The following is a 25589-nucleotide window of genomic DNA, read 5'->3' as shown; positions in this document are numbered from 1 at the left end:
ATTGTCTAACAACAAATTACAAACATTTAATTTAAAATGAAAGATGAGGAAAAAATAGTTGTTAACTAGTTATAAACATATTAACAACCCGCCATAAAAGTTCCTTGTTGCTGCGACATTAAAATACCGCCCACCGAGAGCATTCAGGTCATTGCCTAAGCTGTATTTTTCGTTTAATATGTTATCTGCTCCTATGTAGATTTCAAAGGGAACATTTCCTATGTATAAGTTCTTTTTCCCAATTTTAGCTTGTACCAGGTGATATTTCCTTGCGTAAACTGTATTTGCATCATTAAGTGGGATACTAGAAGTATAGTTATGCTGTAAAAATACAGAAAAGCTCTTAGGTAATTGTAAATCGGTGCTACTAACAATTGTTGTTTTAGGAACTCCGGTAAGGTCATTTCCAGAGAAATTATTGGTCTTGTCCAGGTACTGATCAAATTTAAAATGACTAAGTGTATATGAATTTTTTAACTGCAGACCTTTAACAAAATGTATATTATTGAGAGGAATAATCCAGAAAGCTAAAGAACTTTCGAGACCCCATTGTTTTGTGCCTCCTGCATTTATAAAATACTCTGCTTCTTTTTCATTGACTAAAACAGTGCGTCTAACAATTGCATTTTTAAGATTGTAATAAAATCCGGTTACATCAACAAATAGCCTTTTGTTCACACCTTCATATCTTACTCCAGTCTCATAATTCCAGCCATATTCAGGTTGTAAATCAACATTAATTACATTGTTTGATGCCCTTACTTCGGCAAGACTTGGGGGAGAATATCCTTTGCTCACGGAGGTTCTTAACGACAATTGATCATCTATTTTATAGGACAAAGCTACCCTTGGCATGAACTGGATATCAAACCTGTTCGTTTTTTTAGGAATGGCAACTGGAGCAATGCTCTTGTAGTTGTATCCATAGAGATTGGCACTTGCAGATAATTCAATGAACAGTTTTTGAAGAAGATCGATACTTAAATGGGCGAATGCGAAGTTGGAATTTGCGTTTAGTTTATCCGATGCCTGAACAGCACCCCGCTGACCGTAATTATTATCATAGTTATCAAAATCGGTACCAGTTTTCATACTTTCCAGCCCCAGGTTAAACTTCCATTCTACATGAGATGTGTTTCTAGTGTATTCCAGATAAGAGCGGAGCCCCAGAGTAAATTCTTTCCGTTTTTCATAGTTGGTTATAAAGGGGTTCTTAAAATCTGTATAAGATGAGAATACGGAGATAACATGTTTGAAATTACCGTTTATTATCCAATTGTTGGAGATGCCGCCATATAAGGTTTTGCTATAGATACCCGCTTTTTGATCTATTGCACTTTTGATCTGTCCTGCAGCCGGACGAGATAATTTTGGATTTTGTTGATATTGAGCCTCAGTTAATCCACCAGGAGTATTATAGTGTAGATCGGAATAGAATAACAATGCTTTTAAGTTCGCGTTTTTTGTATAATCCCACTTTTGCAGCGCCTGAAAATACTTGCGGTCCATATTGCTGTGATCGCGATAGCCATCGCTTCGCTGATAAGCTTGTGTAATGCTTAATTTATACTTTCCCGATTGATGTTGTAATAATGCATTTTGATGAAAAGCTCCAAATGATCCACCCTCCAGTTTTAACACAACAGAAGTGCTGTCCGTTGGTACGTTAGTGCCTTGGGGTTGTATCAAGATGACGCCACCAGAGTTAGCCCCATAGATACTGCTCTGTGGGCCTTTTAAAATTTGAAGTTGTGATGCGCCTGCGACATCGAGAGCATTCAGATAACTATTACCCCCTGCATCAGTTAAAGGGAAGTCGTCCATGTAAATTTTAATATTCCTTATTCCAAAAGGCGATCTTAGTAAGCTGCCTCTTATAGATAACCGGTAGCTTCCAGGAGAACGTTCTTCCATTCTAACCCCCGGAACTGTATTTACAGCTGAGACAAATGAGTTGCCGGATTGTTTATTAAGGGTTCCACTATCAATAAGGCCAATTGTACCTGTAGATCTGATTAAAGATTGGTTGGAAAAATAAGGTCTTATGGTAACCTGATTTAATCTTCTGATAGAATCCTGTTGTGCCTGAGCAAAGCTTGTAACTCCTATGAGGGCAAATAGTCCTGTTAAAAATGTTTTCATTCTTTAACAAAGCTAAAATTTACCAGCTAATAATTACCATCATCTATTGGCTATTTACTGTTTAATATATTCAGTTAAACACCATGAAATTCATCTGTTTATTATATCTTTAGGCGATTTTAATAGAAAGCACGTTTATCATAAACAATACTGCTTTATTTTTTTTATTCATATAATCGTATTTATAAAAATATGTCAAATACATCAAAAATTATCTATACCAAAACAGATGAAGCGCCAATGTTGGCAACCTATTCATTATTACCAATTGTACAAGCTTTTACGGCCTCGGCAGGTATTGATGTAGAAACCAGAGATATTTCTTTGGCCGGAAGAATTTTGGCAAACTTTCCTGAATTTTTAAAGGAAGACCAAAAAGTTGGAGATGCGTTGACAGAATTAGGCCAGCTAGCAACCACACCGGAGGCAAATATTATCAAATTGCCTAATATTTCGGCTTCTATTCCACAATTGGTTGGTGCGATTACCGAATTACAATCGCAAGGATTTGCTATCCCTAATTATCCTGATAATGCGCAAACAGAGGAAGAAAAAGCAATCAAAGCAAAATATGCAAAAGTTTTAGGTTCAGCAGTTAACCCAGTTTTACGTGAGGGTAACTCTGACCGTAGAGCACCAAAAGCGGTTAAGAATTACGCAAAGGCTAATCCCCATTCAATGGGAGCGTGGTCTGCAGATTCGAAAACCAAAGTTGTAAGCATGAGTGAAGGTGATTTTTATGGATCTGAGAAATCAGTTACTTTAACAGAAGCTTCTCAATTTAGGATAGAATTTGTAGACACTAATGGATCTGTTACGGAACTAAAGGGCTTATCGCCATTAAAAGCCGGTGAGGTTATCGATAGTTCTGCAATGAGTCTTTCTGCATTAAAATCTTTCGTGTCTAAAGCTATAGAAGAGGCAAAGGCAGCGGGAGTTCTACTTTCGGCGCATTTAAAAGCCACGATGATGAAGGTTTCTGACCCAATCATTTTTGGAGCTATAGTTGAAGTTTACTTTGCAGATGTGTTTGCTAAATATGCAGATTTATTTAAAGAATTAAATGTAGATACCCGCAATGGTTTAGGAGATGTTTATGCTAAAATTGCAGGGAACCCTAAACAGGCAGAAGTTGAGGCTGCAATCGCCGAGGCAATTGAAAATGGTCCGGCAATTGCCATGGTAAATTCAGATAAAGGAATTACCAACCTTCATGTGCCATCTGATGTAATTGTTGATGCTTCTATGCCTGCTATGATCCGTACTTCAGGACAGATGTGGAATAAAGATAACAAGCAACAAGATACGATTGCTATCATTCCAGATCGTTGCTATGCTGGTGTTTATACGGCTACAATTGATGATTGCAAAGCTCATGGTGCTTTTGATGTTACTACAATGGGTTCTGTGCCAAATGTAGGTTTAATGGCACAAAAGGCAGAGGAATATGGTTCTCATGATAAAACTTTCCAGGCAACTGCTAACGGGACAATCCGGGTAACAGATGCCAGCGGTAAAGTTTTCTTTGATCAAAAAGTTGAAAAAGGAGATATCTTTAGGATGTGTCAAACCAAAGATGCACCAATTCAGGACTGGGTAAAACTTGCTGTAAACAGATCTCGTTTATCGGCTACGCCGGCAGTTTTCTGGTTAGATGAGAACAGGGCGCATGACAGAGAGATCATTACAAAAGTAAATAAGTACTTATTGGATCATGATACGACTGGTTTAGACATCCGTATTTTATCACCAATTGAAGCAACGAAGTTTACGCTAGACAGAATTCGTAAAGGAGAAGACACCATTTCGGTAACCGGTAATGTCCTGCGTGATTATTTAACTGATTTATTCCCGATTTTGGAATTAGGTACATCGGCAAAAATGCTTTCTATAGTGCCATTAATGAACGGAGGAGGCTTATTCGAAACCGGAGCAGGTGGCTCGGCGCCAAAACATATTGAGCAGTTCATTCATGAAGGTTATTTGCGTTGGGATTCATTAGGAGAGTTTTTAGCATTAGCTGTTTCCCTTGAACATTTAGGGCAAACTCAAAATAATCCAAAAGCTTTGGTACTTGCTGAAACTTTGGATTTGGCAACTGAGAAATTCCTTGCTAATGATAAATCTCCGGCCCGTAAAGTAGGCCAGATAGACAATAGAGGTTCGCACTTCTATTTGGCTTTATATTGGGCAGAGGGTTTAGCTGCGCAAACTAAGGATGCAGAATTGCAGGCTAGATTTGCCCCATTAGCTAAGGCTTTAACTGAAAATGAAGCAAAGATTTCAGGAGAGTTGATAGGAGCGCAGGGTAAACCACAAAATATTGGAGGCTATTATCATCCTAATGACGATTTAGCTTTTACAGCAATGCGCCCAAGTGAAACATTCAATACTGCTTTGACAAATTTATAAGATAAAAAAAGTTTAAATAAGAAGCCCGCTTGCATTTGTAAGCGGGCTTCTTATTTAAATCCAAAACGGAAAACAATTCAGGATCTTTTTAGGTTTTATTTACACATCATATTCATAGAGACTATAATTGTTTATAAAAACAATTATATCTAAGTTTATATATAAAATTTACTGTTATGAGCGCAGACCAAAACAATGTTCCCGGACCAAGAAAAGCACTCGACAAACTTCATCCAACCGAACTGGGAGAAACTAAAGATTTTAATAATTTATCATACGATAAGACCCGAAACAGCTTTGAATTTGATGTAAGGGGTGAAGATAGTGAGTATGATCACCCATTGCCATATGATACCTCTGCGCCAAATGGTGAGGATAGTATTTCTACATATGATGAAGCAAATCCATATAATGGTTCAGCGTATGATGAAGATCAACAAATTGGAGAAAACCTAGAAAGTGCTGCTATGCACATCGACACATTAGAGAGCCTTGAGCTTGAGCCAGAAGATCAGCTGCTGGCACGCACTCCCGAGGATGAACGGGATGATTTGGACGAAGAGGGGTATCCTGTTAATGACACGCCGCCGGGAAAGCCTCATTAAGAATTAACGTCGAGATTAAAGCGTTTACGCATTTCTTCCAGTTTAGGGTTCTTCTCAATCAGGTATTGGTATTTTTCAGTATTGGTATAAAGTCTGTTGACTACAGTTCTTGCTACCTGTTTAGCCTTAATGGTTAGGTTAAAGTTTTTCAGATTTGGCCTTAAGAAATTAAGGAAATCTATCATTTCTTCCTGTAATAAACCTTCCTGTAGTTTATGTTCTACGTGTACAGTAATTTCCTCAGGAGAATCAAGTATTGGAGCTGAACTGCTAAGCAGGGTGTATATGTTTATTTTGCCATCATCTTTTGCCTTATTTGCATATTGGGTCCATAATGCTGATAGCTGTTCATAGGTAAAAGCCTCTCTTGCATCTCCGCTAATGTATTTCGGCTCGTCGCCATCCTCGCCTTCCGCTACACGGCCAATGTCATTTAGTGATGGTATTAATGTCGCCACTTTTTTAACGTCGGCGAGAGGTTTCAGTGCAATCTTCGTGGCCGGTGGCGGGCTCGCTATCTTTGCTGCAGGAATTGATGGCAGGCTAGATGAATTCTGTTCAGCTATCTTATTTGGGGTCTCTGCTGAGACAGTGTTTGTAGGTGCAGACGAACTTACATTAGTTTTTTTTTTAATCTGATCTGTGTCAGTGGCGGAGTTGTTATTAGGCTGCTGGGCGAGTTGAAGTACCGAAGGGATGTGGCACATTTTTATTAAAGCCAGTTCTACCTGTAATCGCTGGTTTTTACTGTTTTTATAATTGAGATCACATTGATTGGCAAGATTTAGCGCAGTAAGTATAAATGAAACAGGTGTTTGCTGACTTTGTGAAATGTACTTCTGCTTAATATTTTCACTTACTTCTAAAAGCTTTGTGGTTTGAGGATCCTTAGCAACTAATAAATTACGTAGGTGACCTGCCAGCCCATTTATGAAATTATTGCCATCAAAACCATTATTTAAGATTTCGTCAAATAAGATTAATGCATTACTAACATCTGCACCGGTCAGGTTTTGAGTAAGCTTAAAATAATAATCGTAATCAAGGATATTCAGGTTGTCGATTACAGATTTGTAGGTTAAGTTTTTATTGGTATAACTCACAATCTGGTCGAACATAGAGAGTGCATCTCTTAATCCACCATCAGCTTTTTGGGCAATAATATGTAATCCATCGGCCTCAACTGAAATATTCTCACGTTGTGCAATCTTATTCAGATGGCTGGATATATCATCGACCTGAATCCTATTAAAGTCAAAAATCTGACATCTTGATAGGATAGTTGGCAGTATTTTATGCTTCTCTGTTGTGGCTAATATAAAAATAGCATAAGATGGTGGTTCTTCAAGCGTTTTCAGAAATGCATTAAATGCATTTGCAGATAGCATGTGTACCTCATCTATAATGTAAATTTTATATTTCCCGGCCTGTGGGGGAATGCGCACCTGCTCAATTAAACTGCGGATGTCGTCAACAGAGTTATTTGATGCAGCATCGAGCTCATGAAAATTAAATGAATGACCAGTCTGAAATGAAACACATGAATCACATGTTCCGCAGGCTTCCTGATCTTCAGTTAGATTAGTACAGTTTATAGTTTTAGCTAGAATACGGGCACAGGTAGTTTTACCTACACCTCTGGGGCCACAGAATAAAAATGCCTGGGCTAACTGATTGTTCTTAATGGCATTTTTTAGCGTGCCTGTAATATGGTGCTGTCCAACAACGGTTTCAAACGTTGCCGGGCGGTACTTACGGGCTGATACTATAAAGTTTTCCATTCGCCAACGAAAATATGAATTTTTGTTGAGGTTGGAATGTGGTAATTTGGAAATGTTGAAAAATTGACTGTAAAAGTAGAGCGCTGCTTACTTGAAAACGAATTTCAGTTCTTTTCTGTATTCTGACGCACTTTTTCCTGTGAACTCTTTAAATAGCTTATTGAAATGGCTGAAGTTATTGAACCCACTTTCGTAACTGATATTTGCAATACTGATCTGCTTCTCTGCCAAAAGCTTTGCGGCATGTACCACCCGATATTCATTTACGAATCTGGTAAAAGTTTTTTTTGTTATTTTCTTAAAGTACCTGCAAAAGGATGGGGTAGTCATGCTGGCCATCTCTGCTATAGCCGCGAGATTAATTTCTTCCTGAAAATGATCTTTAATGTAGTTAAAAATCATATTGATTCTGTCATTGTCCTGAACTTGCATTTCCATGGAGAAACCTGAGGCATTTAAAATTTTGTAGTCTTTAGCATTTTCCAGGTCCTTTAAAACTCTCAATAATGTTAGAAGTCTATCAAAAGGTTGTTGGTTATCCATACTTTCTATTCTCTTGCCAACTGTTTTTTTTGTTTCGGCTCCGAAAGCAATACCTCCCTTTGCTTTATTAAAGAGGTCTGAGATGTATTTTGTTTCCTGTAGTTTTAAAAAATCAATCCCCAGGAAGGTTGGTTTCATTTGAATAACCGTTTCATTCTTGTTGGCTGTATTACTGTCCGTGAAGCCACAATGGGGCAGGTTACTGCCGATTAGTATTAAATCCCCATCTGTATAATAAGAAAGGTGACTCCCGATTTGCCGTTTACCGGATCCCCCGTTTACAAAGACCATTTCTATTTCGGGGTGGTAATGCCATACATGTGCCTTATTGTTTAGTTTCTCTGCATATTTTGAATAGTAAAAGGAGCTTCCGAAAGAAGATTCAATGATTTCAAAGCCTGGTTTTGTATTCCTCATTTTCTTTTTATTCGTTTTTTTAGTGAATAAAATATGATTTCTGAAGTTAATTTCAAATTGAGGGTTAATATAGCATAGATATATGGAAATATGCAATAAATTTTTGATTGAAAACAGCGGTAATTTTGGTTTATAAATTAATTGTTCAATTTAAATAGTTTTGATATGAAAAATTTTATAAAAATCAGTTTGATCGCAGTTTTATTAATTAATTCTGTTGGTTTGTATGCAAGTGAGGGTAATTTTTCGATTAAACTTAAGGATGTAAACGAAAAATCAGTCACTTTTTTTATTAATGAAACGCAGGTTGTTGAAGTCTCTTTATATGATGCTAACAATGAGGTTGTATATGGAAAAAAGATAAATGCATTAAAAGGTTCTACAAAGACATATGATTTGAATTCGCTTCCAGATGGGAGCTATAGATTTCAGCTGAAAACAGAATCTAATACGGCGGAGTATAAGATACAGCTTAAGGACGGTAAGGCTTCTGTTTCAGACCCTTTAGTTGCTGATGTGGTTCGGCCAGTGTTAACGAAAGAAAACGGGATTATTACTTTAAATTTTGAAAATGCTCCAAAGGGGCCCCTAGAAATTCAAATTTTAGACCGATATAATGATGCTGTATATGAACGTGTGTTTGAGGGAGAGACAAAGTTTGTTAAGAGATTTGACGTTGCGCGTGGTCTGAAAGAGCTTACTTTTATCATTAGATCGGCAAACCAGGTTTTTACAAAAACAGTTCAAATGTACTAAGTAGGTACAATAATTTTTTTACAAAGGTTGTTCTTTTGGGGCAACCTTTTTTTATTTGTAACGTCAGGAAGCTTTCGGCCTTGATATGAAGGATATGATCCTACATATCTATTAAAGGCTGCACACACGTTAATATTGTAACCTGGTGAATAAGCGGGACTGAATTAGTTGTTCAATAAACACTAAATCATTTGATTATTAGAAATTTATTGTTACTTTTGCATCCCGCATTAAGAGCGGATTAATTAAAAAACAAATAATAACAATGAATCAGTACGAAACTGTTATCGTTCTAACCCCGTTGTTGTCAGAAGAAATTGCGAAAGAGGCTATTGCCAAATACAGCAAGATCTTAGCTGATAGCGGAGCCGAAATTGTTCAAGAGGACAATTGGGGTTTGAGAAAATTAGCGTATCCGATTGAGAAAAAAGCAAGCGGATTCTTCCACCTTACAGAGTACAAATCTTCAGGTGAAGTAATTAGTAAATTGGAATTAGAACTAAAACGCGATGAGCGTGTTCTACGTTTCTTAACCATTAGATTAGACCGTCATGCGGTTGCATATAATGAAAAGAAACGCAGTGGTGCTTTTAACAAAAAACCTAAACAGGAGGCTGCAGTATAATGGCAAAGGATCAAATACAATATGTTACTGCTCCAAAAGTGGACGATAACAGGAAAAAATATTGCCGTTTCAGAAAAAACGGTATTAAATATATTGATTATAAAGACGCAAACTTTTTATTGAAGTTTATCAATGATCAAGGTAAAATTTTACCTCGCCGTTTAACCGGTACCTCATTGAAATTTCAACGTAAAGTGGCTCAAGCAGTAAAACGCGCTCGCCACATCGGTTTGTTGCCTTTCGTTGCTGACCAATTAAAATAGGAGCTGAGAGATGGAAATTATTTTAAAACAAGATATCAAATCCCTAGGGGAAAAAGATGATATCGTTTCTGTAAAGCCAGGATATGGCCGTAACTACCTGATCCCTCAAGGATTTGGACAGTTAGCTACTCCTTCAGCTAAGAAAGTATTAGCAGAAAACTTAAAGCAAGCTGCTTTTAAACAAGATAAAATTAAGAAAGATGCTGAAGGTATTGCTGAGCGTTTAACTGACGTTAAGTTATCTATCGGTGCTAAAGCTGGTGAAACAGGTAAGATTTTTGGTGCTGTAAACACTATCATGATTGCTGATGCATTAAAACAACAAGGTTTTGATGTTGACCGTCGCCGTATCACTTTCGAAACTGAACCTAAATTTGTTGGTGATTATATCGCTAACTTAAACTTACACAAAGAAGTGAAAGTTAAGGTTCCTTTCGCAGTTGTAGCTGAGTAATCATCTATCTTCTGATATTAAAAAGCGTCCCAAATAAGGACGCTTTTTTTTTGCATACAACCTTCCCCGAGGCTTTAAAATTATCGGCTTATGACTTACCTTTGGCCGATGGCAAAACGTAAACGAGCAACTAGTAGAAAAACCCCAAAATCTCCCTTATTTAAGAAAATTACAACCATTGTTACCAAAGTATTCCTTTGGTTCTTAATGGTTACTGTGCTTTGGGTGCTGGTTTACAGATTTGTTAATCCTCCTATTACACTCTTAATGATCCAAAGAAATCTGGAGCGTAGTTCTGATGATAAACCATTTAAAATGGAGAAAAAATGGGTTGACTTTGAAGATATATCCGATAATATGAAACGAGCAGCTGTATCTGCAGAAGATCAGCTATTTCTTAAACACATTGGATTCGACTTAAAAGCTATTGAAAAAGCTTTTGCCTCAAATAAGAGTGGAAAAAAAATAAAAGGTGGAAGTACAATTTCTCAGCAAACTGCCAAAAACGTATTCTTATGGCCTGGTCGCTCATGGATTCGAAAGGGGTTTGAAGCTTATTTTACACTATTGATTGAAATGCTTTGGAGCAAGGAAAGAATATTGGAGGTGTATTTAAATGTAATTGAAATGGGAGATGGAATCTACGGAGCTGAGGCTGCAGCCCAATCTTACTTTAGTAAGTCCTGCACTAAATTAAGCAGGGCTCAGGCAGCACTAATCGCTGCTTGTTTCCCTAATCCAAGAAGGTGGACTCCTAAAAAAGCTACTCAATATATCAGACACAGACAATTTCTTATTTTGAAAAATATGAGAAGATTAGGCCCTTTGGATTTTTAATTTCCAGGTATTTCTCATAAAACCCCTATATTAAGCCTTGACTATGCTGTTCGAGGAAGACGTTAGAAGCTATTGGGATAAAATGCGCCTTGGTGATAAGCAAGCGCTATTTGAATTATACAATAACATGTATTTTCATTTGATCCGATTTGGATTAAAAATAAATGCTGACGATGAACTGGTGAAAGATTGTGTTAATCAGGTGTTTTTGAACTTGTGGGATAAAAGATCTCGTCTGAACGCTGTAGATAATGTGAAGTCATATCTGATGACTTCACTAAAAAGATGTATGCTTGATCAATTGGCATATACAGATAAAATGAATGCGGCAGTTAGCAGGATGGGGGCAGAAGAAGAGCGTGCTGAACTATCGTACGAGGAGATTATGATTGCTGTGCAGCAAGATGATGAGTTGAAGCACAAACTACAACTGGCAATTAAACAATTAACTCCACGACAAATGGAGTTGATTCAGTTGAAATTTTTCGAAGGTTTAACGTATGAACAAATAGCCGAACGTAGCTCTCAAACCGTGAAAACGGCTTATAATACAATTTACGATGCAATTAAGATGTTGAAGAAGCTCTTAAAGTAATTGTTTTAGAAAATATTACAGAATTTCTTAGGAAAAGGAGTCGTTTCTGCCGTCTGTATGGTAAATGTAAATACTATGGTAGGGATTAAGGATGATTTTTGTATTGAAGAGCTAATTTGCTGTGAATCCTTTCAGCAATATTGTCTTGGAACCAGCCTTGCCGATCAGATTTTATGGGATGAGTGGATTGAAAAGATTCCACATAGAAAAACTGATTTTGAAGAAGCAAAAAAAATAGTCAACATCTTAAATGTTAAACAAGGCAGTCGCTTAAGTCAGATTAAAGATTTAAAAGAGGGAATAAAATATCGTAATGCATTTGTTGAAAAAATTGAACTTGGCACTGAACCTAACCTTAATCATAAACGAGCATATCTAAAGTATACCATAGGGATAGCTGCGGCTATTGTAGCTGTCTTATTTTTATACTTTTATTCAAATCCATATTTAAAAGATAAAAATACTCCCAATATTTTTAAACATTACTCGTCAGGAATGGCTGTACGCAGAACCATCATACTAAGCGACGGTACTGTAATAACGCTGGCAAAAGAAAGCTCAATTCAGTTAGATGATGCATATGATACTGGAAAAAGAGAGTTGTGGCTTACCGGCGAAGCATTTTTTGATGTAAAACACGATACAGCCCATCCATTCATTGTTCATACTTCTTTTAACGATGTAAAAGTTCTGGGAACCACTTTCAATATAAAGGCTTATCCTAATTCAAAAACAACGGAGACATCATTAATACATGGAAGTGTTCGTATAGATTCTAAAAGTAATCCTGGCAATTTTGTGATTTTAAAACCCAATCAAAAAGTAGTAAGCAATAATCAATCGGAAACAAAAGATGAATCTGTTACTAAAGAGTATAAGGTTTCTGTATTGCAAACTGATTCTTTTTCCAAGAAACCCGAAGAAACTAAGTGGATAAGAAGCAGGCTAGATATTGATAACCTGCCATTGTCGGCCATTGCCCAGAAGCTACAGACCTGGTATGGCATAGAAGTTTTGATAGCTGATGAAGAGGTAAAGGATTACCGCTATTCAGGAACATTTGAAAATGAGACTATTGTTAAAACACTGGAAGCTTTACAACTATCTTATCCCTTTAAGTTTGAGATTGAAAATAATAAAATCACTATAAAAAAATAGCTATAATCAGGCTATCAAACAAATAAAAAAGAACCTAAACCAACAAATATGAGAAAACATGTACTTTTAGAACATTCCAGCAGTCATTCTTTAAGCGACAGGATATTATTGAGTATGAAAATTACAGGATTTATTTTGCTCGTTTTATGTATGCAGGTATCTGCTGCCGGGTTTGCACAGCAAAAGATTACAATTAATGCCAGGCAGCTAAGCATTAAAGAATTGCTTAAGGCAATTGAGAAACAAACAGAGTATCGTTTTGTATACAGCAACAACACAATTTCGAGTAGTAATAAGAATTCTCTTAATGTTCAGGATGTATCATTAGATGAAGCAATGAGCCAGATTTTAAAGGATACAAAACTTACCTATGTGTTAAAGGAAAGCAATCTGGTGGTAATTTATCCAACAGTACTGGCCAATAGAAAAGATATTGTTGTAACCGGAAAAGTTGTTGATGATACGGGGTTACCAATACCTGGTGTTTCGATTAAAGTTTCGGGCCTGGCAATAGCTGCTGTAACTGATGCTAATGGTGATTACAGTATACGTGTGCCCGATAATTCTTCTAATCTTGAGTTTTCATTTGTAGGTTACGCAAGGCAGTTTGTTAGCGTAGGGAATAGGAAAGTAATTAATATAACACTGAGAACTGATAGCCAGAATTTGCAGGAAATAACAGTTACAGGTTACACAAGTTATACAAAAGAACAATCTGCAAGTGCATCATCTGTGGTTTCAGGTAAGGATATGAGCCAGGTTCCCCTTTCAACTTTCGATCAGATTTTGCAAGGTAGGGTAGCTGGTTTACAAGTGTCTTCAGGATCTGGCCAGCCGGGTACTAGTGCTCAGGTTATTTTAAGAGGAATAGGAACAATAAACGGGAATACCTCTCCATTGTATGTTTTAGATGGAATACCTGTTGAGGATGCCTATTTTCAAACATTAAATCCGTCCGATTTTGAAAGTGTTACTGTTTTAAAAGATGCTACTTCAAAAGCGCAGTACGGTTCTAAAGGTGCTAATGGTGTAATTGTGATTACAACAAAAAAAGGTAAATCTGGAAAGGTCCAGTTCAATTATAAATCTCAATATGGTATTTCCAAGCTAACTTCGCCTAAGTTTAATATGATGAATACCGCACAAAGGCTACAGTTTGAAGAAGAAATAGGACTGGAAACAGGATCAGAAATTGGGCCGGGCTGGACATTCTCGAAAAAGAATCCAGAATATGCCAATATGAGCTCGACAGAACAAAACAGGGCGGATCTTATTTTAGATAGCATTGGAAAAATAAACACGGATTGGAAAGATATCTTCTTTAGAACCGGGAAGTTTACCGAACAACAGGTGGATGCAAGCGGGGGTAATGAAAATGTTAGGTTTTATAGCTCTTTAAATTATTATAAACAGGATGGGATTGCAGTTAGGTCTGGTATGGAACGTTATTCTTTAAGGAATAATGTAGATTTTAATGCAGGCGGATTCTCAGCTTCTATAAACACAAGTTTAGGTTATTCAGAATCGAGCTTTATTGAACGTGAAGGATCCAGTAGCGGAAGCAATCCATTGTCGGCAGTATATTATGCACTTCCATATGAATATCCTTATGCTTCTGATGGAACATTAGTGCATTATGGTAATTCAGATGATTATGAAATTTATGACCAACGTGAGGGAAGCAATGCTTTAGAAAGATTGTTAAATACCACTAATAAAACCAATCAGTACAAAACGATTTTAAGCGGATCATTAAACTATAAAATCACCGACGATTTGACTATTAAAACGCGATTGGGTGTAGATTTTAGGGAATCTACCGATGAGCGGTTTATTAGGCCTGATTCATACTCCGGATCAAACGAAAATGGAGAAAAAGGAAGTTTTGGCGAGAATTTACGACGTAACTTTTCAATGATCTCTACCTCAGGAATAACATATTCAAAGGTTATTGATAAACATAATTTTGAAGTAACCGGACTTTATGAGATTACAAAGCAGCATTTCAGAAGCTTTGGGTATACTGCTTATGGCATAGATCCAAGATTGCCTGAAACACCAGCGGGTGCAACTCCAGGTTCTGATGAAAACTCGTTTATTCCTGAATTTAATGGTGGAAGAACAAGAAATGCGCTAATCTCTTATATAGCACTTGGTCGTTATACTTTTGATGATCGGTATACATTTAACGCAAGTTACAGGTATGATGGATCTTCGACGTTGCCTGCGAAAAATAGATGGCATGGCTTTTACTCAGTAGGTTTTGCATGGAATGTTAAAAAAGAAAACTTCCTTGCCAATAGTGAGTTCATTAGCGATTTAAGATTCCGTGCCAGTTATGGTACTACTGCAAGTCCGTTCCCGGGTAATTTTACTTACCTGCCTACTTTTGCTACTACTTCTTATGGAGGTAATAGCGGAATTTATCCTTACGCTTATGGCAGTGCAAATTATGATTGGGAGTACGCGAAGGATTTGAATATCGGTTTTGATCTGGACGTATGGAATAACAGGGTACATTTGGTAACTGATATTTATAATAAGGAAACAGCGAATCTATTTTTAGACCTTCCGGTATCACTTACTTCCGGTGTCGGGGCATTACCATTAAATGCAGGTTCAATGCGTAACAGAGGTATAGAATCTGAACTTAGGGTAGATGTGATTAGAAATGAATCATTAAGATGGAATGTGGGGCTAAACTTTGCTTACAACAAAAATAAAATCACTTCACTGGCTGGTTCTGAGGGATTCGAGAAAAATACAACCGAGATTGTAAGAGAAGGATTACCTTATGGATCTCACTATGCACCTAAATGGGCAGGGGTAGATCCAAAAACGGGTGATCCATTATATTATAATCCAGATGGAACCAAAACCTCAGATTATAATTCTACAACAATGAGTGTGGCAGAATTTGGCAGTCTTTACCCACCTTTTACTGGAGGATTTAATACCTCTTTAACCTATAAGGGAATTAATTTAACAGCCCTGTTTAGTTTTGCAAATCATGTATATAGATATAATAATGAAGACTATTACAATGAAAATCCGAGTTTCGGAACAAGTGGACAATCGGTAAGAATGCTTTATAATAGATGGAAAAAAGAAGGTGATCAGGCACTTTTACCCAGGTATGATGCCAAAAGAAGCTATTCATCTAAGGACATCCAGGACGCCTCGTATATAAGACTTAGAAATGTGAATTTAAATTATTCACTGCCAAAAACATTATTGGCGGGTACTAAATTCATAAGTGGTGTAACTGTTTTCGCTCAGGCAAGTAATCTTGTTACCTGGACAAAGTGGAAAGGTTTTGATCCCGAGGATAATAATGGCGAAGCCATGTTTGATTATCCAAGTTCCAGAACATACACTTTTGGTTTAAATGTTAACTTCTAATTGTACAATCATGTTAAAATATTATAGCAATAAACTTTCTCTTTGTGCCATTTTTCTATTGGCCTTTTTAGCAGTTTCCTGTACCAAAGAACTGGATCTGAAACCATCTGATACAATTGATGATTCAAAAGCATTTCAATCTGTTTCAGATCTTAACGGGGGGCTAGTTGGCGCGTATGCTTCATTGGATGCCACAACAATAACCAATGTATCCCTTACTTCTGATGAATGTACCCTGCCAAGCGAAAATAGCACTGGTAGAGGGGTGTCTACCTATCGCTGGCAGTATGATGGAAGTAATGGTACCATTACTGCAGGCTGGGAAAGCAACTACATTTCTATAGACCGAGTGAACAGGGTGCTTACCTATGTAGATAAGGTAAAGTCAAAATCATCAGAAGAAGTACTTAAAAGTCAATACAAAGGAGAATTATTAGCGCTTAGAGCATATTGTCATTTTGAGTTACTAAGAAACTTTGCTTCTAAATATGAGGCTTCTGCAATGGGGGTGCCCTATATGGAGGTTTCAGAAGTTTCTAATCCATCCAGATTAACTTTTGGAGAAACGATAAATAAAATCAAATCTGATCTTTTAGCAGCAAAAGGACTAATCCCTTCAGATTTTGAAGACAATACAAGGATAACACTAAATGCAGTTTCTGCTATACAGGCAAGGGTTGCGTTGTATGAAAAGAATTGGGACGATGCTATTAAATACAGCTCTGAGGTAATCAATGCTGCACCTTTGGCAAGTATTGATGATTTTGGAGATATCTGGAAAGATGAAACTGAAGACGAGGTAATATGGAAATTGAAACGAGTGGCAGGAGATAGCCGTATTGGAGATTTCTATTATGATATCAAAAATATCGTTGTATATGCTCCCGCTTTTGAATTGATAAATACTTACGATAAGAATAATGACATAAGGTACTCTGCCTATGTGAAATTTGATGATACGCGTGGTGCTGGTAAGTCTAAATACAGCGTAAACAAATATCTTGAAGGAAGTTCCGGTTTGCCAAATCTTACTGATGTAAAACTTTACAGAACTGGCGAAATGTATCTGATTAGAGCTGAAGCTTATGCCGAAAAAAATAACATTCAGTTGTCGGCACAAGATTTGAATGCACTAAGGGAGGCCAGAATTAAGAATTATGCAGATGTTTCCTTTACAGATAAATCAACTTTGTTAACGGCCGTTGTTTTAGAAAGATACAAAGAACTTGCTTTTGAAGGTCATAGATTTTTTGACCTAAGAAGAAACAATTTACCAATAACTCGCGAGCCTGCGGATGCAATTAATGCTTTGGGTGCAATCAATTTAACCACTGCAAATAAAGAATATGCTTATCCTATTCCTAACGCAGAAATTAAAGCCAATTCTAACGTTAAACAGAACCCATTATATTAAACGGAATACTATGAACTATAAGCTTAATTATTACTTTTCTATTTTACTGCTGCTTGCATCTTTGAATTTACAGGCACAAAAGAAATATGTATTAGTTGTGCATGGGGGTGCCGGAACAATTCTAAAGAAGAGCATGACCCCGGAAAAGGAGGCTGCATATACTGCAGCATTAACAAAGGCTTTACAGCAGGGCTATGATGCTATTAAATCAGGTAAAACGAGTCTGGATGCAGTTGAAGCAGCAATACGTGTACTTGAAGATTCGCCACTCTTTAATGCCGGTAAGGGGGCAGTTTTTACGCACGATGGTAAAAATGAAATGGATGCTGCAATTATGGAAGGCAAAAGTTTAAAAGCAGGAGCCGTTGCGGGAGTAAGTGTAATCCGTAATCCAATTACCGCTGCAAGGGCAGTGATGGAAAAATCTGAACATGTAATGATGGTGAGCAGGGGAGCTGAGCAGTTTGCGAAGCAGTGCGGAGTTGAAATAGTTGATCCTAAATATTTTTATACTAAAGAACGTTGGGATGGTTTGCAGGAAGCTATAAAAGAAGATTCTGTGAAAGCTGTGCTTGATCATGGTAATAAAAAATCTTTGAAGCTGGGAACGATAAATAGAGATTATAAATTCGGGACAGTTGGTGCTGTGGCACTTGACAAGATGGGTAATCTTGCTGCTGGAACCTCAACGGGTGGAATGACGAACAAAAAGTATGGGCGAGTTGGTGATTCTCCAATTATCGGTGCAGGTACTTATGCTAATAATCTGACTGCTGGTATCTCATGTACAGGCTGGGGTGAGTTTTATATCAGAAGTGTAGTAGCCTATGATGTTTCAGCTATGATGGAGTATAGAAATCTATCGGTAGCGGATGCATCAAAGAAGGCGCTTGATAAAATGGAAAAGCTAGGTGGAGACGGTGGACTAATAGCGCTTGACAAAAATGGGAACGTGGCGATGCCCTTTAATACGGAAGGAATGTACAGAGGTACTGTAACAGAAGATGGTAAAATAGAAGTATTGATTTATAAATGATGGTCTTAAATATTTTAGAGAAAGCAAGGTTAAAGCAAGTTTTTGTTTTTGCACTCATGTTGTGTAGCTATTCTTCAATTGCGCAACAAAAAACTTCACCAAAGGGAAGTTTATTTATAATCGGGGGAGGTTCCCGTTCTCCGGAATTGGTGCAGAAATTAATTAAAACCGCAAATTTGGGTCCCAAAGATTATATGATAGTTCTCCCTATGTCTAGTGGTGATCCTATCGGTTCTTTTAATGCCATTAAAGAAGAGCTTTCTGCTCAGGCAGCAAATAGTATCGGATATCTTAATTTTACTGCTGAAAGCGCTGGTAATAAGCAATTGCTTGATTCCTTATCAGGTGCAAAACTTATTTTTATAACGGGTGGCGATCAAAGCCGCTTTATGAAGGTTGTACTAAATACTCCGATTTATAAAGCGATCCATCAGGCATATAATAACGGTGCAACTGTAGCAGGAACGAGCGCCGGTGCTGCAGTGATGAGTAAGTATATGATCACTGGCAATCAGTTGGCAGGAGACACTATTTATAGGGAAACTTTTAATAAACTAGTTGATAAGAACATTGAATTTGAGCAGGGCTTGGGTCTGCTTAATTCAGTTATTATTGATCAGCATTTTATTAAAAGAAGCAGGTTTAACAGGCTTCTTTCTGCATTGGCAGCGCACCCTACTTTTGATTGTGTTGGCATTGACGAAGGTACGGCGATAATAGTACAAGGGAAGAAGATTGAGGTTGCGGGAGTTAGTCAGGTACTAAGAATAGCAGATCCTAAAAACTTGAAAACCACAAAAACAGGACATATAAAAATGGAGAGCCTTCGCTTTAATATGTTTACAGAAGGGGATGTGTTTTACGTAAAATAGCTAATATTGTATGCTGGTTACAGTAAATGTGCAAACACTTTACTGTGCCAGCTTTGTTCAAATGGTATTTGCCATTTCGTTTCAAACTCCTGTAATGTTTGTACCATGTTGTTAAATACAATAGTCTGCGGGCCTATTGCTTTTATATTTACTAACGTTTCAAAGTCTTCTTTGTTAGTAACAATAACCTTGTCTTCTAACTTATAGGCCATATTGAATCTATCAAACAGATCTACTTTGTATTCCTGCTCAATTTCCTTCATTATTCTTACAGATGAATCTATAGAGCAACCGGTAACCCCTGCAGAAGCTTCATCAACAAAAAACACAATAAAGAAATTGTATAATATTTCTGCCTTCGCATTTAGTTGATGGCCATGTGCTTTCCATTGTACAGTAAAATCATTTAATCTTTCCTGTATTGCCTGCACCTCGTCATTTGTAAATGCGCGGTTACTTTGGTATATCCAAATTCTGGATTGTGGAGAAAAACTCATAAATCAAAAATACAAAAATAATTAACTTGATGATGTTAAATGCTTAACGCCATGAAAAAGTTTACATTAAACTTGAAAATATGCCTCACATTAGCAATGTGCCTTCTTTTCATGGGGTTTTCTAAGCTTAAATTACTTGATGAACAAACTGATTATATCCAGCAATTGCTTGTGAGCCACTATAATGAGGAGCTCGAAACATCACAAATAAAGCATTACGAACTTAATGTTACTAACAGTGGCTTTTGTAGATACAAGCGATTTTTTAAGAGTGGTAAGATTGAATATTTCTCTTTCAATCTGGTGAAGTTCAAAGATCTTGATTATCAGGGAACAGATACAATCGGCGCCTTATATTTATACACCAGGGGTGATGATGTAATTGTGCAAACTTATAATGATACAAATGAAGAGGATGTTGATACAATGGCGAATTATATGTCTATTCCGGTAAAAAATATAAAAACTAATGATCTTACAGCGCTTTCAGAATATATTAGAAAGACGAATGCTCGCTTACTCGCTCAAAAATAGTATAAACCTCGGTTTCGACAAATCTAGAGGCTACAACAATTTCAACTTCTCCAGCATGCTGTCTGAACAAACTATGTGCTAACTCAGGATTGTTATTGTCTTTAGATAAGTGAGATAACAATAAATGGGTCATATATGATGGCCTGTGGTGTATAAAAAGGTCTAATGCCTGCTTGTTTGATAAGTGACCTTTACCTCCGCTGATGCGTTGTTTTAAGAAATACGGATATGCGCTTTTACTTAATAGGTCATCATCGTAGTTCGTTTCAAGAAATGCTGCGTGGCATTGTTTAAAATGAAAAATAAGCTGATCACAAGCCGCTCCGATATCTGTAAATACGCCAACCTTGGTGCTTCCACACGAAACCACGAAACTGTGTGGCTCAGATGCATCATGTATTTTAAGAAAACTCGTTACTTCTAAAGTTCCAACCGATATTGTTTGGGTGCTATATAATACTCTAATGAGGTCTTCACGGATATTGAATCTACAGCCATTTAAAGTTCCATTTGTTATGTATACCGGCAAATTGTATTTTGAAGAGAGGGTGGCAAGTCCGCGAACATGATCTGTATGCTCATGAGAAATGAAAATCGCTTTAACATTATGCATTGATAAGCCCAAGCGCAACATTCTCTTTTCGGTTTCTCTGCAGGAGATACCTGTATCTACAAGAATAGCTTCCTGGTCGTTTCCGATATAATAGCAATTTCCATTGCTTCCGGAATTTAAGGATGCAATATGTAACTTGTTACAAGCCATTCGCGCGAGCTGTAATTTCAGCAATATCCAATACTTGTACGTTTTTGTCCTGATCTTTCAGCTTCACACCATCACTTATCATTGTCATGCAAAAAGGGCAACCGGCAGCTATAATATTTGGCTGTGTTTCAAGGGCCTCTTCAATACGTTCAATGTTAATGTCTTTATTGCCTTTTTCAGGTTCTTTAAACATCTGGGCTCCTCCGGCACCACAGCATAATCCATTTGACTTGCAGCGTTTCATTTCTACCAGCTGCGCATCTAAAACTTCTAAAGCCTTACGCGGAGCCTCATAAACACCATTCCCACGACCTAAATAACATGGGTCGTGATAAGTTATCTTTTTACCTTTAAAGCTTTCTCCTCCTTCGGCCTTTAGCTTACCCTCGTCAATTAATTGTTGGATTAGCTGTGTATGGTGAATAACTTCGTAACTTCCCCCTAAACCCGGATACTCATTTTTAATGGTGTTAAAGCAATGAGGGCAGCCTGTCACTATTTTCTTTATGTTGTAGGCGTTAAGAACCTCAATATTGGTCATGGCTTGCATTTGAAACAAAAACTCATTTCCGGCTCGTTTTGCAGGGTCTCCTGTACAGCTTTCTTCTGTGCCTAATACAGCATACTTCATGCCTACATGATGGAGGATTTTACAGATGTCGCGAGTTGTTTTTTGTGCTCTTTCGTCATAACTGCCTGCGCAACCTACCCAGAATAATATCTCAGGCTCTTCGCCCTTGGCTATCATTTCTGCCATTGTAGGTACTTCAAAATTTAGTTGCTCGCTCATCTTTAAGCTATAATAGATTTAAATACTTTAATTAACTTTCTTTTGCCCAGTTAAACCTGTCGGCCGGAGAATACTTCCACGGAGCGCCATTGTTTTCAATATTACCAAGCATCGCATTAATACTTGCCGGCGATTGAGATTCTTCCATTACTGCATACCTTCTTAGTTCAGTAATAATTGCAAGAGGATCTATATTTATAGGGCAAGCCTCAGTACAGGCATTACAGCTTGTGCATGCCCATATTTCTTCTCTGCTGATGTAGTTATCAATCAAAGATTTGCCATCATCAAAACCATTACCTGTTTTATCGATGTTTTTTCCGACCTCTTCCATTCGGTCTCTGGTATCCATCATTATTTTGCGGGGCGAAAGCAGCTTGCCGGTAATGTTTGCAGGACAAACTGAGGTGCACCTTCCGCACTCAGTACAGGTGTAAGCATTCATTAGGTTTACCCATGTAAGGTCATTCACATCTTTAGCCCCAAAGCGTCCTGGTTCTGCTTCTTCTGGAGTAAATGATGAGTCAAGCATTGCCTTCACTTCATTTGTAACACTCTTCATGTTTGTAAACTCTCCCTTCGGCTCCAAATTGGAGAAATAAGTATTAGGGAATGCAAACAGGATATGGAAATGCTTAGAATAGGGCAGGTAATTTAAAAATATAAGTATCCCAATGATGTGAAACCACCAGCAACCCCTTTCAATGGCGACAAGGGCTGCTTCTGAATTTGGCAAAAGATTTTGTAGATGTTGGCTTACAGGAAAAGCTCCGGCGTTTGTATAATGTTGGGATCCGAGAACCTGAAGTTTTGCATCAGCAGCATTCATCAGTAAAAATGCTGTCATTAACAAAATCTCGGATATTAGAATGTAATTGGCATCTGATCTGGGCCATTTAGTCATTTCTACGCCACTAAAACGCTTAAGTTTAAGGATGTTTCTTCTTATTAAAAAGACGGCACAACCCACCCATACACCAAGGGCTAATATTTCAAATGAGCCTATTAGAAAATCATAAATAAAGCCTACTCCAGAAAATATTCTGTGAGAGCCGAATATTCCATCTATCAAAATTTCCAGAACTTCAATATTGATAATAACGAAGCCTAAGTAAACTATCAAATGCAGAAAAGCTGGGATTGGCCTGAAAAACATTTTTGTTTGGCCAAGCGCTACTTTAAGCATCGTCATAAACCTTTTTTGAGGCTGATCCGATCTGTCGGCGGACTTTCCCAATTGTATATTTCGGATAACTTTTTTGATATTATAGCTAAACAAGGCTATTGCGGCCAGTGTAATTGCTATAAATATGATTTGTGCCACCATTTGATTTTCTATTAGTGTTGCTAAGTTAAAAATAAATATGCCAAAATAAATTACTATGCATGCATAAATTTAGATTTTCTTGAATGCCTCAAGGTACTTTTTGATATAGTCTGATTTGTTTTTTGATTTGTATTGCATTATGTATCTGGGGTGTTCCAGTGCAATGATCTCTTTAAAGTACTTTTTGTAGTTGTTAAGTTTTCTTAAAAATGATTCGTTTTTTCCTGTTCCAAAACAAAAGCAGATATCAGTTTCGAAGCCAATGGCAATTTGTTTTTCCAGGTTTTCAATTATAAATGGATATGCCGCTTTTGAAAGTTCAGCACTATCGTAGTAATTGTAATTCACCTCCTTGCTTTTGGTGCTTTTAATGGTGAAGCCTAATGGGCAGACTGAATGAATGTAAAACTTACTGTAGAACTCTTGTATACCTCCATAAGCTGCAATCATTTCGTAAACATATTCTGATGAAGGCTCATGTGTCATCTGTCCCGGAAATGGAATATCGCATTTACCCACCATCCTTTTAGGGTCAGTAAATGATACACCCGTCATTGCCGAACCAAAGCGACCGGGATTGATGCCCAAAATGAGGTGTCTGGGTTCATTATCATTGTAGTATTTTTTGTAAAAAGCAGACGAGCAGATTAGCGCCAGCGGATTTTCCTTGTAAGGATTCATTATCCGGATGTCATCGGGCAGGGAACCATGAAAATCCAGTTGCTTATTAAATGCAATAATCCTATCGGCAAAGGTTGTCATGCTGGTAAAGATAAGAAGCGATGATTTAAAACTGCAAAATCTTAAGCGTTTAGCTCATAAAACCTGCTGTCTTTACTGTTTCCAATAAAGAAGCCTAATTTGTCTGGTTTGGTCTTGATCTTTAACGTTAATGAACGGATTTTTTTCTTGAATTCTGCCATTGCAATTTCCAGGTCCTGATCTTCAGGGATATTTATAAAGATGTTATCCCGATCGTCGGCTATCAGCCAACCTGGGTAGTTTTGCTTTAAAAGCAGGTCGATCCATTCTTTCTTATACGCATTCATAAATACAAAACTAGAGAATTACAGCAATTCACAAAAACTGTTGGATTATATTTTTCTATAATCCCTCCTTCTAGGGATAAATATATTCATGGAATGATAGAAAGTGTATTTAAAATGGATGGTGACGCATCCCGCCATCGACAACCGCAACTGTACCGGTTATGTATCGCGCTCGAGGAGATACTAAGAAAACAGCCATGTTGGCCATGTCCTGTGGCTCGCCGAAATCGCCAAGCGGAATCTCACGGTCGGCAAATTTCCTACGCTCATCGCCAGCAAAGAAGGGGCGAATATTTTCGGTATCTATGAGACCAGGCTGCAAGCAGTTTACTGTAATGCCATGACGGCCAACTTGCGCCGAGAGCTGTTTAGACCACACGACAATAGACGCTTTTGCAACAGCCGAGACATTAACTGCTCGTAATTCATAAGTACTTGCCAGGTTTAGGATAGACCCCTGTTTACGAGCAATAAAATGAGGTAGAAGCCATTGTGTTAATTGTCTGGGCCGATCAAAATCCAAGGTCATCGATTCTATCCAGATCTTTTCAGATCCTACCACATCAACGGGACGACTACGGCCGGCATTATTAATAAGAATATCAACGTGTCCTAAGAGTGATATGCCCTCAGCTCCAATCTTTTGAGGAGCTCCTGCTGCTAGAATATTCTGAACAAGAGTAATAGGTTCTACGCCTCCGGAAGTATTGATCTCTTCTTTGAGGCTATTAAGTAAATCTTCGTTTCTAGCTACGGCCAAGACTTTTACGCCTTCCAAAGCCAATTCTTTTGCGATTGCTCTGCCAATTCCCTGACTGGCACCTGTTATTATCGCGGTTTTTCCTTTTAAATATAAGTCCATAACTTTTCTTTCCTTGCAAAATTAGATAGCAGCGTCTATTTTTACAGCTTATGCAACCAATTGTACGGTGCTAACAAACATGTAAGTAATGGCAACAAGAAAGGAAAACTCGACTTATAGCAGCAATGAAAAATGGATTATTGAATGTGATTTGACATATGCTGTTAACAAGATTGGAGGGAGATGGAAAATTCTGATAATAAGTAAGCTGGAAAGCAAAGTTCATAGGTTTAGCGAATTAAAGAAAGAGCTCCCCTTTATTACAGAACGCATGCTTGCACTACAGCTGCGGGCATTAGAAAAGGATGGCCTGGTTAAGCGTACAATTTATGCCGAAATTCCACCTAGGGTTGAATACGAGCTAACTGAAATGGCACTTGAATTTGGCCCTATTTTTAAACAATTAAGTATTTGGGGTGGTAAACATCGTTCAGACACAAATTCGTCGTCTTAAT

Annotated in this window: 25 protein-coding genes; 15 read left to right on the top strand and 10 right to left on the bottom strand. The window is 37.5% G+C overall.

Features of this window, described 5'->3' with window-relative positions:
- Positions 1–69: 69 nt before the first annotated feature.
- Positions 70–2142: a TonB-dependent receptor gene (locus tag HQN86_RS13380; protein WP_172661447.1), complete on the bottom strand. Its 2073-nt coding sequence runs from the start codon at positions 2140–2142 to the stop codon at positions 70–72.
- Between the two features lie 192 nt (positions 2143–2334).
- Between HQN86_RS13380 and HQN86_RS13375 the strand changes: the two genes are divergently transcribed.
- Positions 2335–4554, top strand: a complete 2220-nt coding sequence (locus tag HQN86_RS13375) for an NADP-dependent isocitrate dehydrogenase (RefSeq protein ID WP_172661446.1) — start codon at positions 2335–2337, stop codon at positions 4552–4554.
- Between the two features lie 176 nt (positions 4555–4730).
- Entirely contained in the window at positions 4731–5159 is a 429-nt protein-coding gene (locus HQN86_RS13370) for a hypothetical protein (RefSeq protein ID WP_172661445.1), read from the top strand.
- Here HQN86_RS13370 and HQN86_RS13365 read toward each other — a convergent pair.
- Together HQN86_RS13365 and HQN86_RS13360 are read right to left on the bottom strand one after the other, a co-directional pair.
- Positions 5156–6940 carry a DNA polymerase III subunit gamma/tau gene (locus tag HQN86_RS13365; protein WP_172661444.1) on the bottom strand — a complete coding sequence of 595 codons (1785 nt, stop codon included), beginning with the start codon at positions 6938–6940 and terminating at the stop codon, positions 5156–5158. The genes HQN86_RS13370 and HQN86_RS13365 overlap by 4 nt on opposite strands.
- Before the next feature lie 87 nt (positions 6941–7027).
- Positions 7028–7900, bottom strand: coding sequence for an AraC family transcriptional regulator (locus HQN86_RS13360; protein ID WP_172661443.1), 873 nt, complete (start codon positions 7898–7900; stop codon positions 7028–7030).
- Between the two features lie 165 nt (positions 7901–8065).
- On the opposite strand from HQN86_RS13360, the gene HQN86_RS13355 reads away from it, so the two are divergent.
- From HQN86_RS13355 to HQN86_RS13305, 11 genes are all read left to right on the top strand, one after another.
- Positions 8066–8656 carry a flagellar hook assembly protein FlgD gene (locus HQN86_RS13355; protein WP_172661442.1) on the top strand — a complete coding sequence of 197 codons (591 nt, stop codon included), beginning with the start codon at positions 8066–8068 and terminating at the stop codon, positions 8654–8656.
- A 265-nt stretch (positions 8657–8921) separates the two neighbouring features.
- A complete protein-coding gene (gene rpsF / locus HQN86_RS13350; protein ID WP_048907353.1) occupies positions 8922–9281 on the top strand; it encodes a 30S ribosomal protein S6 in 360 nt (119 codons plus the stop codon).
- The gene (gene rpsR, locus HQN86_RS13345) at positions 9281–9544 is read left to right on the top strand and encodes a 30S ribosomal protein S18 (RefSeq protein ID WP_012780908.1); all 264 of its coding nucleotides are present in this window, start codon (positions 9281–9283) and stop codon (positions 9542–9544) included. The genes rpsF and rpsR overlap by 1 nt, the downstream gene beginning before the upstream one ends.
- Before the next feature lie 10 nt (positions 9545–9554).
- Positions 9555–9998 carry a 50S ribosomal protein L9 gene (gene rplI, locus HQN86_RS13340; protein WP_048907352.1) on the top strand — a complete coding sequence of 148 codons (444 nt, stop codon included), beginning with the start codon at positions 9555–9557 and terminating at the stop codon, positions 9996–9998.
- A gap of 90 nt (positions 9999–10088) precedes the next feature.
- A complete protein-coding gene (mtgA, locus tag HQN86_RS13335) occupies positions 10089–10835 on the top strand; it encodes a monofunctional biosynthetic peptidoglycan transglycosylase (RefSeq protein WP_394367892.1) in 747 nt (248 codons plus the stop codon).
- Positions 10836–10878: 43 nt separating this feature from the next.
- Positions 10879–11430 carry an RNA polymerase sigma factor gene (locus HQN86_RS13330; protein ID WP_172661441.1) on the top strand — a complete coding sequence of 184 codons (552 nt, stop codon included), beginning with the start codon at positions 10879–10881 and terminating at the stop codon, positions 11428–11430.
- Between the two features lie 75 nt (positions 11431–11505).
- Positions 11506–12588: a FecR family protein gene (locus HQN86_RS13325; RefSeq protein WP_172661440.1), complete on the top strand. Its 1083-nt coding sequence runs from the start codon at positions 11506–11508 to the stop codon at positions 12586–12588.
- A gap of 48 nt (positions 12589–12636) precedes the next feature.
- A complete protein-coding gene (locus tag HQN86_RS13320) occupies positions 12637–15990 on the top strand; it encodes a TonB-dependent receptor (RefSeq protein WP_246269601.1) in 3354 nt (1117 codons plus the stop codon).
- A gap of 10 nt (positions 15991–16000) precedes the next feature.
- Positions 16001–17404 carry a RagB/SusD family nutrient uptake outer membrane protein gene (locus tag HQN86_RS13315; protein ID WP_172661439.1) on the top strand — a complete coding sequence of 468 codons (1404 nt, stop codon included), beginning with the start codon at positions 16001–16003 and terminating at the stop codon, positions 17402–17404.
- Positions 17405–17414: 10 nt separating this feature from the next.
- Entirely contained in the window at positions 17415–18440 is a 1026-nt protein-coding gene (locus HQN86_RS13310) for an isoaspartyl peptidase/L-asparaginase family protein (protein ID WP_172661438.1), read from the top strand.
- Positions 18437–19312: a cyanophycinase gene (locus HQN86_RS13305; RefSeq protein WP_246269599.1), complete on the top strand. Its 876-nt coding sequence runs from the start codon at positions 18437–18439 to the stop codon at positions 19310–19312. Before HQN86_RS13310 ends, HQN86_RS13305 begins: the two co-directional genes overlap by 4 nt.
- Before the next feature lie 17 nt (positions 19313–19329).
- Here HQN86_RS13305 and HQN86_RS13300 read toward each other — a convergent pair whose 3' ends face one another.
- Positions 19330–19809 carry an ABC transporter ATPase gene (locus HQN86_RS13300; protein ID WP_172661437.1) on the bottom strand — a complete coding sequence of 160 codons (480 nt, stop codon included), beginning with the start codon at positions 19807–19809 and terminating at the stop codon, positions 19330–19332.
- Between the two features lie 51 nt (positions 19810–19860).
- Here HQN86_RS13300 and HQN86_RS13295 point away from each other — a divergent pair, with 51 nt between their 5' ends.
- Complete coding sequence (locus tag HQN86_RS13295; protein WP_172661436.1) at positions 19861–20343, top strand: hypothetical protein; 483 nt, start codon at positions 19861–19863, stop codon at positions 20341–20343.
- Here HQN86_RS13295 and HQN86_RS13290 read toward each other — a convergent pair.
- The 6 genes from HQN86_RS13290 to HQN86_RS13265 form a co-directional block, all read right to left on the bottom strand.
- Positions 20306–21106 (bottom strand): MBL fold metallo-hydrolase, encoded by an 801-nt coding sequence (locus HQN86_RS13290; RefSeq protein ID WP_172661435.1) that lies wholly within the window; start codon positions 21104–21106, stop codon positions 20306–20308. The genes HQN86_RS13295 and HQN86_RS13290 overlap by 38 nt on opposite strands.
- Positions 21096–21896 (bottom strand): (Fe-S)-binding protein, encoded by an 801-nt coding sequence (locus tag HQN86_RS13285; protein ID WP_172661434.1) that lies wholly within the window; start codon positions 21894–21896, stop codon positions 21096–21098. Before HQN86_RS13285 ends, HQN86_RS13290 begins: the two co-directional genes overlap by 11 nt.
- Before the next feature lie 31 nt (positions 21897–21927).
- Positions 21928–23223, bottom strand: a complete 1296-nt coding sequence (locus HQN86_RS13280; protein WP_172661433.1) for a 4Fe-4S dicluster domain-containing protein — start codon at positions 23221–23223, stop codon at positions 21928–21930.
- A 69-nt stretch (positions 23224–23292) separates the two neighbouring features.
- Positions 23293–23985: a uracil-DNA glycosylase family protein gene (locus tag HQN86_RS13275; protein ID WP_172661432.1), complete on the bottom strand. Its 693-nt coding sequence runs from the start codon at positions 23983–23985 to the stop codon at positions 23293–23295.
- 41 nt (positions 23986–24026) lie between these two features.
- Complete coding sequence (locus HQN86_RS13270; RefSeq protein ID WP_172661431.1) at positions 24027–24272, bottom strand: hypothetical protein; 246 nt, start codon at positions 24270–24272, stop codon at positions 24027–24029.
- A 109-nt stretch (positions 24273–24381) separates the two neighbouring features.
- Complete coding sequence (locus HQN86_RS13265; RefSeq protein ID WP_172661430.1) at positions 24382–25134, bottom strand: SDR family NAD(P)-dependent oxidoreductase; 753 nt, start codon at positions 25132–25134, stop codon at positions 24382–24384.
- Between the two features lie 88 nt (positions 25135–25222).
- Between HQN86_RS13265 and HQN86_RS13260 the strand changes: the two genes are divergently transcribed.
- Entirely contained in the window at positions 25223–25588 is a 366-nt protein-coding gene (locus HQN86_RS13260; protein ID WP_172661429.1) for a winged helix-turn-helix transcriptional regulator, read from the top strand.
- Position 25589: the final 1 nt, after the last annotated feature.

The sequence above is a fragment of the Pedobacter panaciterrae genome, assembly GCF_013204795.1.
GTDB classification, from domain to species: domain Bacteria; phylum Bacteroidota; class Bacteroidia; order Sphingobacteriales; family Sphingobacteriaceae; genus Pedobacter; species Pedobacter panaciterrae.
The sequence above is the reverse complement of the archived record's forward strand: the minus strand, read 5'-3'. Positions and strand labels throughout refer to the sequence as shown.

What these genes read in the sequence shown, in the direction of transcription:
- HQN86_RS13290 (WP_172661435.1), bottom strand. Translation starts at nt 21,106, where the DNA reads ATGGCTTGTAACAAGTTACATATTGCATCCTTAAATTCCGGAAGCAAT.
- HQN86_RS13285 (WP_172661434.1), bottom strand. Translation starts at nt 21,896, where the DNA reads ATGAGCGAGCAACTAAATTTTGAAGTACCTACAATGGCAGAAATGATA.
- HQN86_RS13300 (WP_172661437.1), bottom strand. Translation starts at nt 19,809, where the DNA reads ATGAGTTTTTCTCCACAATCCAGAATTTGGATATACCAAAGTAACCGC.
- HQN86_RS13375 (WP_172661446.1), top strand. Translation starts at nt 2,335, where the DNA reads ATGTCAAATACATCAAAAATTATCTATACCAAAACAGATGAAGCGCCA.
- rpsR (WP_012780908.1), top strand. Translation starts at nt 9,281, where the DNA reads ATGGCAAAGGATCAAATACAATATGTTACTGCTCCAAAAGTGGACGAT.
- HQN86_RS13305 (WP_246269599.1), top strand. Translation starts at nt 18,437, where the DNA reads ATGATGGTCTTAAATATTTTAGAGAAAGCAAGGTTAAAGCAAGTTTTT.
- rplI (WP_048907352.1), top strand. Translation starts at nt 9,555, where the DNA reads ATGGAAATTATTTTAAAACAAGATATCAAATCCCTAGGGGAAAAAGAT.
- HQN86_RS13265 (WP_172661430.1), bottom strand. Translation starts at nt 25,134, where the DNA reads ATGGACTTATATTTAAAAGGAAAAACCGCGATAATAACAGGTGCCAGT.
- rpsF (WP_048907353.1), top strand. Translation starts at nt 8,922, where the DNA reads ATGAATCAGTACGAAACTGTTATCGTTCTAACCCCGTTGTTGTCAGAA.
- HQN86_RS13370 (WP_172661445.1), top strand. Translation starts at nt 4,731, where the DNA reads ATGAGCGCAGACCAAAACAATGTTCCCGGACCAAGAAAAGCACTCGAC.
- HQN86_RS13355 (WP_172661442.1), top strand. Translation starts at nt 8,066, where the DNA reads ATGAAAAATTTTATAAAAATCAGTTTGATCGCAGTTTTATTAATTAAT.
- HQN86_RS13320 (WP_246269601.1), top strand. Translation starts at nt 12,637, where the DNA reads ATGAGAAAACATGTACTTTTAGAACATTCCAGCAGTCATTCTTTAAGC.
- HQN86_RS13360 (WP_172661443.1), bottom strand. Translation starts at nt 7,900, where the DNA reads ATGAGGAATACAAAACCAGGCTTTGAAATCATTGAATCTTCTTTCGGA.
- HQN86_RS13330 (WP_172661441.1), top strand. Translation starts at nt 10,879, where the DNA reads ATGCTGTTCGAGGAAGACGTTAGAAGCTATTGGGATAAAATGCGCCTT.
- HQN86_RS13365 (WP_172661444.1), bottom strand. Translation starts at nt 6,940, where the DNA reads ATGGAAAACTTTATAGTATCAGCCCGTAAGTACCGCCCGGCAACGTTT.
- HQN86_RS13295 (WP_172661436.1), top strand. Translation starts at nt 19,861, where the DNA reads ATGAAAAAGTTTACATTAAACTTGAAAATATGCCTCACATTAGCAATG.
- HQN86_RS13260 (WP_172661429.1), top strand. Translation starts at nt 25,223, where the DNA reads ATGGCAACAAGAAAGGAAAACTCGACTTATAGCAGCAATGAAAAATGG.
- HQN86_RS13310 (WP_172661438.1), top strand. Translation starts at nt 17,415, where the DNA reads ATGAACTATAAGCTTAATTATTACTTTTCTATTTTACTGCTGCTTGCA.
- HQN86_RS13270 (WP_172661431.1), bottom strand. Translation starts at nt 24,272, where the DNA reads ATGAATGCGTATAAGAAAGAATGGATCGACCTGCTTTTAAAGCAAAAC.
- HQN86_RS13380 (WP_172661447.1), bottom strand. Translation starts at nt 2,142, where the DNA reads ATGAAAACATTTTTAACAGGACTATTTGCCCTCATAGGAGTTACAAGC.
- mtgA (WP_394367892.1), top strand. Translation starts at nt 10,089, where the DNA reads ATGACTTACCTTTGGCCGATGGCAAAACGTAAACGAGCAACTAGTAGA.
- HQN86_RS13315 (WP_172661439.1), top strand. Translation starts at nt 16,001, where the DNA reads ATGTTAAAATATTATAGCAATAAACTTTCTCTTTGTGCCATTTTTCTA.
- HQN86_RS13325 (WP_172661440.1), top strand. Translation starts at nt 11,506, where the DNA reads ATGGTAGGGATTAAGGATGATTTTTGTATTGAAGAGCTAATTTGCTGT.
- HQN86_RS13275 (WP_172661432.1), bottom strand. Translation starts at nt 23,985, where the DNA reads ATGACAACCTTTGCCGATAGGATTATTGCATTTAATAAGCAACTGGAT.
- HQN86_RS13280 (WP_172661433.1), bottom strand. Translation starts at nt 23,223, where the DNA reads ATGGTGGCACAAATCATATTTATAGCAATTACACTGGCCGCAATAGCC.